Annotated in this window: 15 protein-coding genes; 10 read left to right on the forward strand and 5 right to left on the reverse strand. The window is 69.0% G+C overall.

The features are described from left to right. Positions 1 to 5: 5 nt before the first annotated feature. Entirely contained in the window at positions 6 to 1,475 is a 1,470-nt protein-coding gene (locus ACIOSY_RS06800; protein WP_400851045.1) for a peptide MFS transporter, read from the reverse strand. Positions 1,476 to 1,611: 136 nt separating this feature from the next. Here ACIOSY_RS06800 and ACIOSY_RS06805 point away from each other — a divergent pair, with 136 nt between their 5' ends. Next, the gene (locus tag ACIOSY_RS06805) at positions 1,612 to 2,997 is read left to right on the forward strand and encodes a glycine--tRNA ligase (protein WP_400851048.1); all 1,386 of its coding nucleotides are present in this window, start codon (positions 1,612 to 1,614) and stop codon (positions 2,995 to 2,997) included. Positions 2,998 to 3,130: 133 nt separating this feature from the next. Continuing rightward, positions 3,131 to 3,613, forward strand: a complete 483-nt coding sequence (locus tag ACIOSY_RS06810; protein ID WP_400851051.1) for a hypothetical protein — start codon at positions 3,131 to 3,133, stop codon at positions 3,611 to 3,613. Positions 3,614 to 3,675: 62 nt separating this feature from the next. Here the strand turns inward: ACIOSY_RS06810 and ACIOSY_RS06815 are convergent, their stop codons facing one another. Genes ACIOSY_RS06815 through ACIOSY_RS06825 form a run of 3 tightly spaced genes read right to left on the reverse strand, consistent with a single transcriptional unit; the run spans position 3,676 to position 6,053 of the window. Further along, on the reverse strand, positions 3,676 to 4,101 hold the full coding sequence (locus ACIOSY_RS06815) for a DUF1801 domain-containing protein (protein ID WP_400851054.1): 426 nt from the start codon (positions 4,099 to 4,101) through the stop codon (positions 3,676 to 3,678). Between the two features lie 8 nt (positions 4,102 to 4,109). Then, complete coding sequence (locus tag ACIOSY_RS06820; protein WP_400851057.1) at positions 4,110 to 4,682, reverse strand: HhH-GPD-type base excision DNA repair protein; 573 nt, start codon at positions 4,680 to 4,682, stop codon at positions 4,110 to 4,112. 48 nt (positions 4,683 to 4,730) lie between these two features. After that, a complete protein-coding gene (locus ACIOSY_RS06825) occupies positions 4,731 to 6,053 on the reverse strand; it encodes a glutamyl-tRNA reductase (RefSeq protein WP_400851060.1) in 1,323 nt (440 codons plus the stop codon). A gap of 82 nt (positions 6,054 to 6,135) precedes the next feature. Between ACIOSY_RS06825 and hemE the strand changes: the two genes are divergently transcribed. Further along, a complete protein-coding gene (gene hemE / locus ACIOSY_RS06830; protein ID WP_400851063.1) occupies positions 6,136 to 7,164 on the forward strand; it encodes a uroporphyrinogen decarboxylase in 1,029 nt (342 codons plus the stop codon). A gap of 98 nt (positions 7,165 to 7,262) precedes the next feature. After that, positions 7,263 to 8,402, forward strand: coding sequence for an acyltransferase family protein (locus ACIOSY_RS06835; RefSeq protein ID WP_400851066.1), 1,140 nt, complete (start codon positions 7,263 to 7,265; stop codon positions 8,400 to 8,402). Between the two features lie 15 nt (positions 8,403 to 8,417). Here ACIOSY_RS06835 and ACIOSY_RS06840 read toward each other — a convergent pair whose 3' ends face one another. Further along, a complete protein-coding gene (locus ACIOSY_RS06840; protein ID WP_400851069.1) occupies positions 8,418 to 9,323 on the reverse strand; it encodes an NAD(P)H-binding protein in 906 nt (301 codons plus the stop codon). Positions 9,324 to 9,389: 66 nt separating this feature from the next. On the opposite strand from ACIOSY_RS06840, the gene ACIOSY_RS06845 reads away from it, so the two are divergent. The 6 genes from ACIOSY_RS06845 to hemQ all read left to right on the forward strand — a co-directional run bounded on the left by ACIOSY_RS06845 (position 9,390) and on the right by hemQ (position 13,438). After that, complete coding sequence (locus tag ACIOSY_RS06845) at positions 9,390 to 9,695, forward strand: metalloregulator ArsR/SmtB family transcription factor (RefSeq protein ID WP_400851072.1); 306 nt, start codon at positions 9,390 to 9,392, stop codon at positions 9,693 to 9,695. Positions 9,696 to 9,769: 74 nt separating this feature from the next. Further along, positions 9,770 to 11,335, forward strand: coding sequence for a protoporphyrinogen/coproporphyrinogen oxidase (locus tag ACIOSY_RS06850; RefSeq protein ID WP_400851075.1), 1,566 nt, complete (start codon positions 9,770 to 9,772; stop codon positions 11,333 to 11,335). A 125-nt stretch (positions 11,336 to 11,460) separates the two neighbouring features. Continuing rightward, positions 11,461 to 11,922 carry a hypothetical protein gene (locus ACIOSY_RS06855; RefSeq protein WP_400851078.1) on the forward strand — a complete coding sequence of 154 codons (462 nt, stop codon included), beginning with the start codon at positions 11,461 to 11,463 and terminating at the stop codon, positions 11,920 to 11,922. A gap of 1 nt (position 11,923) precedes the next feature. Then, positions 11,924 to 12,334 (forward strand): phage holin family protein, encoded by a 411-nt coding sequence (locus ACIOSY_RS06860; RefSeq protein ID WP_400851081.1) that lies wholly within the window; start codon positions 11,924 to 11,926, stop codon positions 12,332 to 12,334. Next, a complete protein-coding gene (locus ACIOSY_RS06865; protein WP_400851084.1) occupies positions 12,321 to 12,590 on the forward strand; it encodes a hypothetical protein in 270 nt (89 codons plus the stop codon). Before ACIOSY_RS06860 ends, ACIOSY_RS06865 begins: the two co-directional genes overlap by 14 nt. Before the next feature lie 170 nt (positions 12,591 to 12,760). Further along, positions 12,761 to 13,438 carry a hydrogen peroxide-dependent heme synthase gene (gene hemQ / locus ACIOSY_RS06870; RefSeq protein WP_400851087.1) on the forward strand — a complete coding sequence of 226 codons (678 nt, stop codon included), beginning with the start codon at positions 12,761 to 12,763 and terminating at the stop codon, positions 13,436 to 13,438. The last annotated feature ends 1 nt before the right edge of the window (position 13,439 follow it).

Below are 13,439 nucleotides of genomic sequence, written 5' to 3' on the forward strand. Positions count from 1 at the left end.
CCCCCTCAGCGCACGTCCTTCATGAGCTTCAGCACCGGCTTGACCGACAGCAGCAGCCCGATGCCGACGAGGATCGCGATGGCTCCGAGCGTCGAGAAGTACGGCACCTCGTCGTCGGGGTTGTAGAACTGCACGAGCCACCCCGAGATCGCCGTGCCCAGCGCGACCGACAGGAAGAACAGCGCCACCATCTGCGTGTGGAACACCGAGGGTGCGAGCTTCGTGGTGACCGACAACCCGACCGGCGAGAGCAGCAGCTCGGCGACGGTGAAGACGAACAGGATGCCGACGATCGCCAGCAGCGGTGTGGAGTTCGGCCCGCCGCCCGAGAACGGCAGGAACAACAGGAACGCCGACCCCATGATGATCGCGGCGAGGCCGAACTTCACCGGCGTCGACGGCTGGCGCTTGCCCAGGCGCGTCCAGATCACGGCGAAGACGCCCGACAGGATGATGATGAAGACGGGGTTGATCGACTGCACCCACGAGACGGGCATCTCCCAGCCGAAGAGGTCGCGGTTCAACCGCTCGTCGGAGTAGACCGTGAGCACCGTGAACTGCTGCTGGTACAGCGACCAGAAGGCGACGCTCGTGATGAACAGCGGCAGGAATCCCCACACGCGCGAGCGCTCGGTGCTCGTGATGCGGCGGCTCGAGAGGATGACCGCGAAGTAGGCGATCGCGGCGACCGCCGTCACGCCGATGACGATCGGGGCGAGGTTGTCGGCGCGGATCACGCCCACGAGCACCAGTACGACGATGAGGGCGATCCCGGCGACGGCGATGATGCCGACCATCGGATAGCGCGCGGCCGGTAGCGGGTTGGGCACGTGCCGCGCCTCATCGGGCAGCGAACGTCGACCGAACGAGTACTGCACGAGACCGAGGGTCATGCCGATCGCGGCGAGTCCGAAGCCGTAGTGGAATCCGAGCGACGTCTGCAGGATGCCGGTGAGGATCGGGCCGAGGAACGCGCCCAGGTTGATGCCGAGGTAGAACAGTGAGAATCCGGCATCCCGGCGGATGTCATCGGGGGCGTAGAGCGTGCCGACCACCGCGGTGGCATTCGCCTTGAGCCCGCCCGACCCGAGCGCCACGAGGATCAGCCCGACGCCCACGCCCAGCAGGCCGGGGAGCGCCGCGAGCGCGACGTGCCCGGCGACGATCACCATCGCGCTGACGAACAGCACCCGCTCCGACCCGAACAGCCGGTCGGCGATCCACGCGCCGAGGATGGTCGACAGGTAGACGGCGCCGCCGTATGCGCCGACGATGCCTCCGGCCACCGCCTTCGGGATTCCGAGGCCGCCCTCGGTCACCGAGTAGTACAGGTAGATGAGCAGGATGCCCTGCATGCCGTAGAAGCTGAACCGCTCCCACATCTCCACGCCGAACACGTGCACCAGAGACCAGGGCTGGCCGAAGAAGCGGGTGTTCTCATCGCGGGTCTGGGGCTGCGGCGACGTCGTACTCATGGTTCGACGGTAGTCCTCCGGGCTTCCGCGCACGAGATCGAAGAGGCCCCTTGGTGGTTTCCTGCCGCAGATAGAATGGAGGATGCCGCGGCTTCCGCGTGCCGACTCCCACTCGCATCCGACCATTGGAGCCACCATGGCCGAACAGTCCCGCCTCGACAAGGTCATCGCCCTCGCCCGCCACCGCGGGTTCGTGTTCCAAGCGGGTGAGATCTACGGCGGTTCGCGTTCCGCCTGGGACTACGGCCCCCTCGGTACCGAGCTCAAGGAGAACATCCGTCGGCAGTGGTGGCAGACGTTCGTGCGCGGCCGTGGCGACATGGTCGGTCTCGACTCGAGCATCATCCTGCCCAAGCGGGTCTGGGAGGCTTCGGGTCACGTCGCCACCTTCACCGACCCGCTGGTCGAGTGCCTCAGCTGCCACAAGCGCTTCCGCGCCGACACCCTCATCGAGGACTTCGAGGCGCGCAAGGGCCGCAAGGCCGAGAACGGCCTGGCCGACGTGCCCTGCCCGAACTGCGGCAACAAGGGTCAGTACACCGAGCCGAAGTCGTTCTCGGGTCTCGTGAAGACGTACCTCGGCGTCGTCGACGACGAGTCGGGTCTGTACTACCTGCGCCCCGAGACCGCGCAGGGCATCTTCGTGAACTTCTCGAACGTGCTCACCGCCAGCCGCAAGAAGCCGCCGTTCGGCATCGGCCAGGTCGGCAAGGCGTTCCGCAACGAGATCACCCCCGGAAACTTCATCTTCCGCACGCGCGAGTTCGAGCAGATGGAGATCGAGTTCTTCACCCCGCCGGCGGATGCTCCGGAGTGGTTCGCGCACTGGGTCGAGGCCTGCTGGAACTGGTTCATCGACCTCGGCATCGACCCCGAGAACATGCGCCAGTTCGACGTGCCCGAAGACGACCGCGCGCACTACTCGGCCGGCACGATCGACGTCGAGTACAAGTTCGGCTTCGCGGGCAAGGAGTGGGGCGAGCTCATGGGTGTCGCCAACCGCACCGACTACGACCTCTCCAGCCACAGCGAGGCCTCGGGCCAGAGCCTGACCTACTTCGACCAGGCGACCGGTGAGCGCTACACGCCCTTCGTGATCGAGCCGTCGTTCGGGCTCACCCGCGCGATGATGGCGTTCCTCGTCGACGCGTACCGCGAAGAAGAGGTGCCCAACGCCAAGGGCGGCTCCGATCTGCGCACCGTGCTCAAGCTCGACCCGCGTCTCGCCCCGGTCAAGGCCGCGGTGCTGCCGCTGTCGCGCAACGAGCGCCTGTCGCCGCTCGCTCGCGAGGTCGCCGACACGCTGCGCAGCTCATGGGCCGTCGACTTCGACGACGCGGGTGCCATCGGCCGTCGCTACCGTCGCCAAGACGAGATCGGCACCCCGTTCTGCGTCACGGTCGACTTCGACTCGCTCGACGACCACGCCGTCACCGTGCGCGACCGCGACACGATGCAGCAGGAGCGCGTCTCGATCGACACGCTGCACCAGTACCTCGCGGAGCGTCTGAAGGGCGCTTGAGTTCTCGGCATCCGCTCTTCGGATGCCGCGACACCCCTTTCGATCGAACCACCCCCGGGCCTGCTGCAGGCACGGGGGTGGTTCGCGTCTCAGGGGTGGTTCGCCGCCGTTCGCCCGGGGCTATGCTGACCGCATGATCGAGCAGTGGAGCGAGTTCAACGTCGCCATGGCGGGAGCGACGGCCGCCCTCGCCGGCCTCGTGATCGTCGCCGCGAGCGTCAACATCGCCGAGATCGTGAAGTCGCGCACGCTCACCGCGCGGCTGCTCGCCGGCATCGCCGCCCTGGTGCTCGCGCTCGCCGTGTCGGCGATGGGTCTCGTGCCCGACCTCGATCTCGCCTGGTACGGCGGGCTGATCGTCGCGTCGACCCTGTTGGCGGCGGCGTTCCAGGTGAACGTGACCCGGCTGATTGCGCGCGACCCCGACCCCGCCGATCGTGCGCGCCCGCTCAAGTATCTGGTCGGGTTCCTGCCGATTCTGGCGTATCTGGCCGCCGGGGTGATGGTGTGGGTGGGGCATCCGTCCGGCCTGCATCTCGCCGCCGCCGGATGCCTGCTCGCGATCGTCTCGGCGATCGTGGTGTCGTGGGTCGCCCTGGTCGAAGTGCTGCGCTGAGCGCCGTGCGGGTCGATGGGTCACTCGGGTCGGTTCGGCGCAGGACAGCGGATGCCGCGGCGTCAGCCCGTGACGGTGAGCTGCATCTCGGCGGTGCCGCCGGCCTCGACCCAGGCGAGCGAACGTTCGAGCACACCCCGGAGCACATCGAGGTCGACGTCTTCGAGATCGGGGATGTAGAGGCATCCGGCGCCGGTCGTGTGCGGGCCGAGGTTCGCCAGCGCCTCGGTGTGCGCGGCGACGCCGTCGAGCAGGTAGATCGTCGAGGCGGCCTTGCGCGGCGCAAAACCGAGCACGCCCGAGTCGCCCTCGGTGCCTGTCGGATAGCGGTAGTGGCACGAGCCGAAGCCGATGATGGTGCCCCAGGTCAGAGGCTCCCGCCCGGAGATCTCCTGCATCATCGCGGTCAGCGTCTCGGCGTCCCGGCGGCGCTTCGCGGGAGTCGAGCGGGCGATCAGGCCCGCGACGTCGTCACCGGTCGGTTTCATGGCACGGCCTACTTCGCGGCCTTCGCGGCGGCCTTCATGGCCTTCTTGTGCTCGCGCACCTTCGTGAGCGACTCCGGCGAGACGATGTCTGCGACGCTGCGGAACGAGCCGTCGACGCCGTAGTCGCCCGCCGCCTCGCGCCAGCCCTCGCCCGTGAAACCGTACTGCTTGCCGAGGAGTGCGAGGAAGATCTTCGCCTTCTGCTCGCCGAACCCCGGCAGTGCCTTCAGTCGCTTCAGCACCTCGGCGCCGTCGGGCTCGCCGCGCGTCCAGATCGCCGAGGCATCGCCGCCCCAGTCGTCGACCAGCGTCTGGCACAGCGTCTGCACGCGCGTCGCCATCGATCCCGGGAACCGGTGCACCGCCGGCGTCGTGCGGAACGCCTCGAGGAACTCGTCGGGATCCATGCTCGCGATCGCCGAGGCATCCGCGGCGCCCGTGCGCTGTTCGATCTTCAACGGACCCGCGAAAGCCGTCTCCATCGGCACCTGCTGATCGAGCAGCATGCCGACCAGAAGGGCGAGCGGATTATCGGTCAGGAGCGCGTCGGCGGCGGTGTCTCCGGTGATGTGAAGGGCCATGCGTCCAGTGTCTCACCGGCAAAGGGCGAGCGGATGCCTCGGATCGCGTCAGGCGGAGGCGGCGTCGTCGAGCGGTGAGACGGCCGAGACGGCGGGCGCCTCGGGCGTCAGACCGTAGAGCGTCGAGAGTGCGGCGGCGAAGTCATCGGCGCGACCGGCGGCGGCGAGTTCGTGCGCCCGCGTCGTCGGGGTGTGCAGCAGCACGCCCGTGAGGTGGCGGAGCGCCTGCTCGACCTTGCCGTCGTCATCGCCGCGTGCGCGCGCACGGTCGACCTCGGCTTCGAGCAGCGAGAAGATGTGCGAGCGCAGCGCCACGACCGACGGGGTCACGCTCTGGCGGGCGCCCACGACGTGGAAGGTGTCTGCGGCTTCGCGCACGACGGTGCGGGCGGCATCCGTCGCCTGCAGCTCTTCGAGCGGAGCATGCAGCCGGATGGTCTCGAGGTCGAGCAGTGCGACGCCCTCGAGAGCGGAGACGGCCGGGTCGACGTTGCGCGGCATGCCGAGGTCGACGACCAGCTGGTTGCCGTGGGCGACCGGGCACGTCGTGGCCGAGGCAGCGGCGATGCCTACGGGCGCCTGTAGGTGCTGCGGTCCGAGCACGGGCTCGGTGGCGGTGGTGCAGGTGATCAGCAGGCTCGAGCGGGCCGCCGTGTGTGCGTAGTCGGCTTCAGCGACGGGTCGGATGCCGTGCTTCGCGGCGAAGATCTCTGCGCGGCCCGAGGGCGAGTAGACCGAGATGTTGACGGCGCCGCGCTCGCGGAGCGTGGCGAGGGTGACCGCGGCGTAGGCACCGGTTCCTACGAGCAGCACGCGTTCGGCCGACCAGTCGGCGATGCGGCTGTCGGCGAGTTCGAGGGCGAGACGCACGAGCGAACGCCCGGCGCGACCGAGGGCGGTGACGTTCTTGACCTTGCGCTGCGCCTGGCTCGCGCGCTGGAAGAGGCGCTCGAGCTCGGGGGAGGTGGTGCCTTCTTTACGGGCCGACTTCAGCGCGCGGCGCACTTGGCCCGCGATCTCGCCCTCGCCCGAGACGACGGATTCGAGGCCGGAGGCGACCGAGAAGAGGTGTTCGGCCACACGGCGGCCGGAGTGCACGGTGTAGGCGCCGTCGAGTTCGGTGGCGGGAACGCCGGTCGCGGCCTCGACCGCTTCGAGCACGGCTTCGACGCCGATCGCGCCGGCCGCAGTGACCGGTTCGTCCATTTCCACGTACGCCTCGAACCGATTGCACGTCGCGAGAACGACCGCACCCTGCACGCACGGCGTCATGCCCACCAGAGTGGGAGCGACGTCGTCGGGGGTGCGGCTCAGGCGTTCGAGCAGATCGAAGCTGGCGGTCTTGTGACTCGCCGTGACACACAGCAGCACTCTTCGATTATACCGGAGGTGACGGCGGGGTCGGTCGGTCGGGGCGCAGCATCTCCACAACAGCCGATGGGAGGATGGAGGCATGGCCCTCTCTGACGCTCCGCTGCTGCGCGCCCTCGCCGGCGACCGCCCCGCCCAGACCCCCGTCTGGTTCATGCGCCAGGCCGGTCGCTCGCTTCCCGAGTACCGCGAGCTGCGGGTCGGCACGCGGATGCTCGACGCCTGCCTCACCCCCGATCTCGCCGCCGAGATCACGCTGCAGCCGGTGCGCCGCCACGGAGTCGATGCCGCTGTCTTCTTCAGCGACATCGTCATTCCGCTGCGTCTGGCCGGTGTCGATGTCGAGATCGAGCCCGGGCGCGGGCCGGTGTTCGCGAACCCGGTGCGCACCGCCGCCGATGTCGACCGCATCACGGCGATCGACCCGGATTCGCTCGACGCGACCGCCATCGCCGATGCGGTGCGCCTGGTGGTGGCCGAGCTCGGCGACACCCCGCTCATCGGTTTCGCGGGTGCCCCCTTCACACTTGCGGCGTACCTCGTCGAGGGCGGCCCGTCGAAGGAGCACTTGCGGGCGCGGGCCATGATGCACGCCGACCCGGAGTCGTGGAACCGCCTGGCGGGCTGGCTGGCGCAGATCTCCCGCAGATTCCTCCTCGCGCAGCGCGATGCCGGAGCATCCGTCGTGCAGCTCTTCGACTCGTGGGCCGGCGGCCTCAGCCGCGCCGACTACCGCCGGTTCGTGCAGCCGCACTCGCACACGGCTCTCGAGGGCATCGGTCTGCCGAGCATCCACTTCGGCGTCGGCACCGGACCGTTCCTCGCGGACATGCGCCTCGACGGTGTGGCGAACGGCGTGGGCGTCGACTGGCGTCAGCCTCTCGACGAGGCCGCCGCGATCCTCGGCCCCGACGTCACCGTGCAGGGCAACATCGATCCCGCGCTCCTGTCGGCGCCGTGGCCGGTTCTCGAGGCGCACGTGCTCGACGTGCTCGAGCGCGGCCGTGCGGCCAGGGCGCACATCGTCAACCTCGGCCACGGGGTGCCGCCCGAGACCGATCCCGACCAGCTCACGCGCATCGTCGAGTTGGTGCACGCCCAGCGTTCCTGAGCAGCTGTCGGGCGGTTCTTCGCAGGGCAGCGAAAAGGGCCTGTCCGGCCTGCCCGCTGTCGATAGGCTTCACAGGTTGCCCTCTCAGAAAGACAGCCGTGCGGAAAACAGAACTCGACTCCCTTCGTGGGATCGCTGCCCTTGCAGTCCTCCTCTACCACGCCACAGCGGCGTCGATCCCGGCGTTCTTCGACGGTGCTGATCTGCTGCCCGTCGAGGGGTTCTGGAACAACGCCCTGATGTACTCCCCGCTGCGGATCTTCACCGCCGGGCCCGAGGCCGTCTGGCTGTTCTTCGCACTGTCGGGCTTCGTTCTGGTGCGCTCGGCCGCACGCCCGGGGTATCGGTGGGATGCGTACTACCCGAGCCGCATCATCCGTCTGTATCTGCCGGTCATCGGCGCGGTCTTGGTCACCGCCCTCGTCTTCTGGCTCATTCCGCACACTCCCCGCCCCGAGTTCAACCGCATGGTCATCGGTCTGCCGAGCTCGTACTCGGTCGAGAGCGCGCTCGCCGATGCGACGCTCGTGACGGGCACCAGCATCGCGAACGTGCCGCTCTGGTCGCTGCAGTGGGAGGTGCTGTTCTCGCTGCTGCTGCCCGTGGCCGTGCGGATCGCTCGTCGGTTCCCGTGGATCAGCGTCTCCGTCGGGATGATCGCCTCGGTCGCGAGCGTGTGGACCGGCTCGCTCTTCCTGCTCTACATGCCGATGTTCGTGATCGGTGCAGTGCTGGGCTACCACTGGGAGGCGATCGCCGAACGACTCAGCGGTCTTCGCGCGAACAAGGTCGTCGGGAACGCCGTCGGCGCGGTCGCGTTCGTCGTCGCGGTCTGCTTGATCACGGCGGCCTATTCGTTCAACTTCGTCGTCGACCGCGACTCCGAGACGAGCGTGAACCTCTTCTCGAGTGTGTTCACGGTGTCGAAGATCGTCGGGATCGTCGTCCTGCTCGGCGTCGTCATGCTCTGGGCTCCGCTGCGCTCGTTGCTCCAGCTGAAGCCGTTCGTGGCGCTCGGCAAGATCTCGTTCAGCCTCTACCTCACGCACGGTCCGATCGTGATCGGCATGCTCTTCCTCCTCGGGCCGGGCAAGCGCACCACGATCATCCAGATCGGCCTGAGCCTGGTCGTCGCGATCATCTTCTACTTCCTCGTCGAGAGGGGCGCTCACCGCCTGTCTCGACGGGTGGCTCAGAGCATCCGCTCCGAAGAGCGCACCGCTCCCGTCATGGCGTGACCTCCTCTCCGGCGGTCACGCCCGCCGCGCCCGCCACCACCGCGTGATCCTCAGGTCGTCGAGCGTGAAGCGTCCGTCGGGCAGTGCCTCGCGCACGCGGTCGTCGCTGAAAGGGCGTCGCGGGCGGAACTCCTCCGGTGGCTCGGGGGCGAACGGGGCGGGCACGGTCACGCCCTCGGCGAGCATCCGTGCCTGCGCCTTCGCGACCAACGGCGTGACCATCGTCCATTCCGTCACCTGTGCGAGCACGCGGATGATCCAGAGGGGTACGGGGAGGAAGACGGGGTTCCGCCCGGCGACGCGGGCGATGCGGCGCAGCGCCTCGCCGAGCGTCACCTCGTCGGCCCCCATCACGGCGATGGTCGGTTCGGCGATGCGGCCCTTCGCGGCGGCGACAAGAACGTCGACCGCATCGTCGACGGGCACCGGCCGCGCGCGCCGCTCGCGGAAACCGACGGTCCAGAAGAACGGCAGGGTACGCGCTGCGCGGGCGACGTGATCGATCATGTGGTCGCCGCGGCCGTAGATCATGCCCGACTTGAGGATGGTGTGATCGATGCCGGAGTGGCGGATGATCTCCTCGGCCTCCCATTTGGACTCGTGGTAGCCCGAGCCGCAATCGGGGCGTGCGCGCAGGAAGCTGACCATCACGATGCGCTGCACGCCGGCGCGGCGTGCGGCCTCGACCACGGCGCGGGTGCCGTCGACGTGCACGCGCTGAAACGTCTGGTCGCCGATCTCTCGGTTGATCCCGGCGCAGTGCGCCACCACGTCGCATCCGGCGAAAGCGGCGGTGAGGGCATCGACGTCGTCGAGACCGACGCCGGTGCGGCGCGAGACGATCACGGACTGCTCGGCGCCGAGACGCTCGGCGAGATGGCGACCGACGAATCCGGTGCCTCCGGTGATGGCGACTCTCATGGGATGCTCCTTCGCTAGTTAGCTTTGCGGCTAAAGACTATCTAGCAAGAGTGCTATATTGCAAACATGACAGACAGCGCGACCGACATCTTCGCCGCGCTGGCGCATCCCACCCGTCGGCAGATCCTGCAGGACCTCAAGGACGGCGAGATGGCGGCCGGCGAGATCGCCGCGCGGTTCTCCTCGAGTGGCCCGACCATCTCGCGCCACCTGTCGGTGCTGCGCCAGGCCGGTCTCGTGAGCGAGCGCCGCGACGCGAACCGCATCCTCTACTCCCTGGTCGGCGAACGCCTCGCGTTGTCGGTCGGCGACTTCCTCTCGACGGTGTGCCCCGAGCAGATCGTGCTGCGCGAGATCCGCAAGCGCGCCTGACCTTCGCGCGAGGGAGTCCGGGGCGCGGGTTATCTCCGGTCGAGGCGCGAGCGCCTCGATGAAAAGATGGAGACATGACCGAATCCGCAGAGCTCGCCGCCCGCGCCGCCCGTGCCGCTGAGAAGCATGTCGTCGTCGTGGGTGCCGGCATCGGTGGCCTGATCGCCGCGCGGGAGTGCGCCAAGGTCGGCATGCGGGTGACGGTTCTCGAAGCATCGGATGCTGTCGGCGGCGCGATCCGTCGGGCGGAACTCGACGGTGTCGTGGTGGATGCCGGTGCCGAGAGCTTCGCCACGCGGGGCGGGCACGTGCGCGCACTGCTCACCGAACTCGGCGTGGCCGATCGCATCGTCGCTCCGACTGCCGGCGGTGCGTGGCTCGCGGGCATCCCCGGTGTGGGCGCCGCACCGCTCCCCGTGGGCGGAATCCTCGGCATCCCGGCGAACCCCTTCCAAGACGACGTGCGTCGCATCCTCGGGTGGTCGGGCGTGTGGCGCGCCTACCTCGATCGGGTGCGCCCGCCCCTGACGATCGGGCACCAGCACAGCCTCGGCAAGCTCGTCGCCTCGCGTATGGGGGCGAAGGTGCGCGACCGCCTCGTCGCACCCGTGACGACCGGCGTCTACTCAGCGGCGCCCGACGACATCGATGTCGACATCGCCGCGCCCGGTCTGAACTCCGCACTCACCCGTGTCGGCTCGCTGTCCGGGGCGGTGCAGGCCGTGCGCGACGACAACGCGGCGCGCGCGGGTCGCGCGGCGGCGGATGCACCCGCGAAGACGCCCGGGGCTGCAGTCGAAGGGCTCGAGGGCGGCATGTTCGTTCTCGTCGAGGCGCTCCTGGCCGACCTCGAGCGGCTCGGAGTCGCGGTGCGCACGGGCTCGCCGGTGCACGCGGTGCACGCGACCGGTGAGACGTGGCGCGTGACGTCGGAGGGCGACGGATCGGATGCCGTCGCCGGCGAGACCCGTGACGAAGCCGTCGACCCTGACGACGCGGCGACCGTCGATCACGACGCGGACGGTCTGCAGGAGTGGGACGCGGATGCCGTCGTCATCGCCGTCGACGAGCGCACCGCCCGCGCGCTGCTGGCGACCGTGGTTCCCGCGCTCGCCGAGGTCGCGGATGTTCCCTCTCCGCAGATCGAGATCGTCACGCTGCTGCTGGATGCCCCCGCACTCGATGCGGCGCCGCGCGGGACCGGTGTTCTCACGGTGCCCGGAAGCCATGTCGCGAAGGCGCTCACGCATTCGTCGGCGAAGTGGGCGTGGGTGCGGGCGGCCGCGGGTTCGCGGCACTTCGTGCGCGTTTCGTTCGGCGCTCAGGGCGAGCCTGCGGCCACGGCGACCCTCGACGACGACGCGGCGTCCGCGCTCGCGCTGCGCGAGGCATCCGCTCTGCTGGGCGTCGAGCTGCCACCCCGCGCCCTCGTCGCGGCGCACCGCGCGCGGTACGTGCAGGCGCAGCCCGCATCGGTCATCGGCTCGGGAGAACGACGGGCGACGGCTCGCGCCGCCGTGCAGGAGGTGTCGGGACTCGCAGCCGTCGGAGCCTGGCTCGCCGGGACCGGACTCGCCCAGGTGATTCCGGACGCGACGGAGGAGACCGACCGCCTGCGCCGCGCCCTGATCTGGGAGTGAACCGGCCGCGCCTGTCAACCCCCCTGCCCCGTAGATGCCCAATTCGGCATATGGGGTTACTCTGGGTACCTGGCCGACGGGGATCTAACGCCTGCGGCTCGACCGGAACAACGTGAGGAGACCCCATGAAGGGGAAGATCGGACTCGTCGTCGGACTCGGCGTGGGATACGTGCTCGGAACGCGCGCCGGACGCGAGCGCTACGACCAGATCAAGACGCAGTGGCTGAAGGTCTGGAACCTCGATCCCGTGCAGGAACGGGTCGACCAGGTCAAGGGATTCGTGGGCCAGAAGGCCGCCGCGGTTCCCGGTGCACTCTGGAGCGGTGCGGTGAAGATCGTCAAGTCGGTGGGCAGTGACGCGACCCCCGGGCAGAAGCTCGACTCCGTGATCGCCGCCGGCAAGGACGTCGCCGAAGACCTCGAAGACGCCGCTGACGAGGCCAAGGACACCGTCGCGAAGAAGGTCGACGAAGCGAAGGCCTCGCCGAAGTCGTCGTCGTCGAACGCCTCCGCCTCGACCACAACGCGTACTGCGGCCAAGAAGCCCGCGGCGCGCAAGCCCGCTGCCAAGAAGACCGGCGACTGAGATGCCCCGCGGATATCGCGACCGTGCCGACGACAGCTTCCTGTCGCTGATCGGCGACCTTCCCGAGCTCGTCTCGAACCTGGTCAAGGCCGAGATCAACGCGGCGAAGACCTGGATCTCGAAGACGGCGAAAGACGCGGGCATCGGCTCGATCTGGTTCGTCGTCGCACTGTTCTTCCTCTTCTGGGCCATCCCGGTCCTTCTCGTCTTCGCGATCGCAGGCATCGCGTCGTGGTGGCCCGTGTGGCTCTCCGCGCTCGCGGTGTTCGGCATCCTGCTGCTCGCCGTGCTGTTCTTCGCACTGCTCGGCATCCTCAAGTTCCGCAAGGTGCTGCGACGCGAGAACCCCGCACAGGCCGTCGCCACCGACGTCCGCATCGTGAAGGAGGCTGGCGACAATGACGAATTCTGAGCTGGCTCGCACCGCCGTCCCCGGCGGCATCGTCGACCCCGTCGAGTCGGCTCGCGCCGAACTCAAAGCCGCTCTCGCTGCCATCGAGATCAAGGGCAACGTGCCTCGTCGTCTCGACAACGCCTCGAAGCGTGCGGCCGTGCGCCTGCGGCTTCTGGCCGATCGCAACCCGGCCGGCGCGGTCGCGCTCGGCGTCGCCGCTGCCGCTGTCGTCGGCAGCGCAGTCTGGGTGATCGCTAGGGCGCTGTCTCGCTGAGCGCTTCCGCGCTGAGCAGGGCGCTGTCTCGCTGAGCGCTTCCGCGCTGAGCAGGGCGCTGTCTCGCTGAGCGCTCGCGTTATCTCGCCGAGCGGGGCCACCCGACCCGGCGTTCATTTGCACGTCCGCGTGCATTCGCAGCCGTGAGACAAAAGGGGCAGACTGGGACCATGTCCGATGAGAGCGTAGAGAACCCGTCCGGCTTCACCCTCTGGGCGGTCTGGCGACGCAATCCCGATGTCGCGGTGACCGAGTCCGATTCCACCGAGCTCGAGACGATCGTCTCGTACATCGAGGACTCCGGTGTCACCGTGCGCGGCTTCTACGACGTCTCGGGCCTCAAGGCCGACGCCGACCTGATGGTCTGGCTGCACGGCGCCACCGCCGAAGAGCTGCAGCGGGCGCTGCGCCGCCTGCGGCGCACCGAGCTGCTGCGTTCATTGCTCCCCGTCTGGAACGCGATGGGCGTGCACCGCGATGCCGAGTTCAACCGCTCCCACGTTCCCGGATTCCTGCGCGGCATCGAGCCCAAGCAGTGGCTCTGCCTCTACCCGTTCGTGCGCACCCCCGAGTGGTACCTGGCCCCCGAGGCCGACCGCCGGGCGATGCTCGCCGACCACGGCCGCAAGGGTGCGGCGTTCACGGGCGTGATCGCCAACACGGTCGCCTCCTTCGCTCTCGGCGATTACGAGTGGATGCTTCCGCTCGAGGCCGATGACGTCACCGAGCTCGTCGATCTCATGCGCGACCTCCGCTACACCGAGGCTCGCATGTTCGTGAAGGAGGAGGTGCCCTTCTACACCGGGCGCAGGCTCCGCTTCGACGAGATCGCGGACGTGCTGCAGTAGG

It is taken from the genome of Microbacterium sp. NPDC087665 (genome assembly GCF_044743285.1).
Lineage (GTDB): Bacteria > Actinomycetota > Actinomycetes > Actinomycetales > Microbacteriaceae > Microbacterium.

Coding starts and splice junctions, on each gene's coding strand:
- ACIOSY_RS06850 (WP_400851075.1), top strand. CDS start 9,770: ATGACCGAATCCGCAGAGCTCGCCGCCCGCGCCGCCCGTGCCGCTGAG.
- ACIOSY_RS06805 (WP_400851048.1), top strand. CDS start 1,612: ATGGCCGAACAGTCCCGCCTCGACAAGGTCATCGCCCTCGCCCGCCAC.
- ACIOSY_RS06840 (WP_400851069.1), bottom strand. CDS start 9,323: ATGAGAGTCGCCATCACCGGAGGCACCGGATTCGTCGGTCGCCATCTC.
- ACIOSY_RS06845 (WP_400851072.1), top strand. CDS start 9,390: ATGACAGACAGCGCGACCGACATCTTCGCCGCGCTGGCGCATCCCACC.
- ACIOSY_RS06860 (WP_400851081.1), top strand. CDS start 11,924: ATGCCCCGCGGATATCGCGACCGTGCCGACGACAGCTTCCTGTCGCTG.
- ACIOSY_RS06800 (WP_400851045.1), bottom strand. CDS start 1,475: ATGAGTACGACGTCGCCGCAGCCCCAGACCCGCGATGAGAACACCCGC.
- hemE (WP_400851063.1), top strand. CDS start 6,136: ATGGCCCTCTCTGACGCTCCGCTGCTGCGCGCCCTCGCCGGCGACCGC.
- ACIOSY_RS06810 (WP_400851051.1), top strand. CDS start 3,131: ATGATCGAGCAGTGGAGCGAGTTCAACGTCGCCATGGCGGGAGCGACG.
- ACIOSY_RS06865 (WP_400851084.1), top strand. CDS start 12,321: ATGACGAATTCTGAGCTGGCTCGCACCGCCGTCCCCGGCGGCATCGTC.
- ACIOSY_RS06820 (WP_400851057.1), bottom strand. CDS start 4,682: ATGGCCCTTCACATCACCGGAGACACCGCCGCCGACGCGCTCCTGACC.
- ACIOSY_RS06815 (WP_400851054.1), bottom strand. CDS start 4,101: ATGAAACCGACCGGTGACGACGTCGCGGGCCTGATCGCCCGCTCGACT.
- ACIOSY_RS06855 (WP_400851078.1), top strand. CDS start 11,461: ATGAAGGGGAAGATCGGACTCGTCGTCGGACTCGGCGTGGGATACGTG.
- hemQ (WP_400851087.1), top strand. CDS start 12,761: ATGTCCGATGAGAGCGTAGAGAACCCGTCCGGCTTCACCCTCTGGGCG.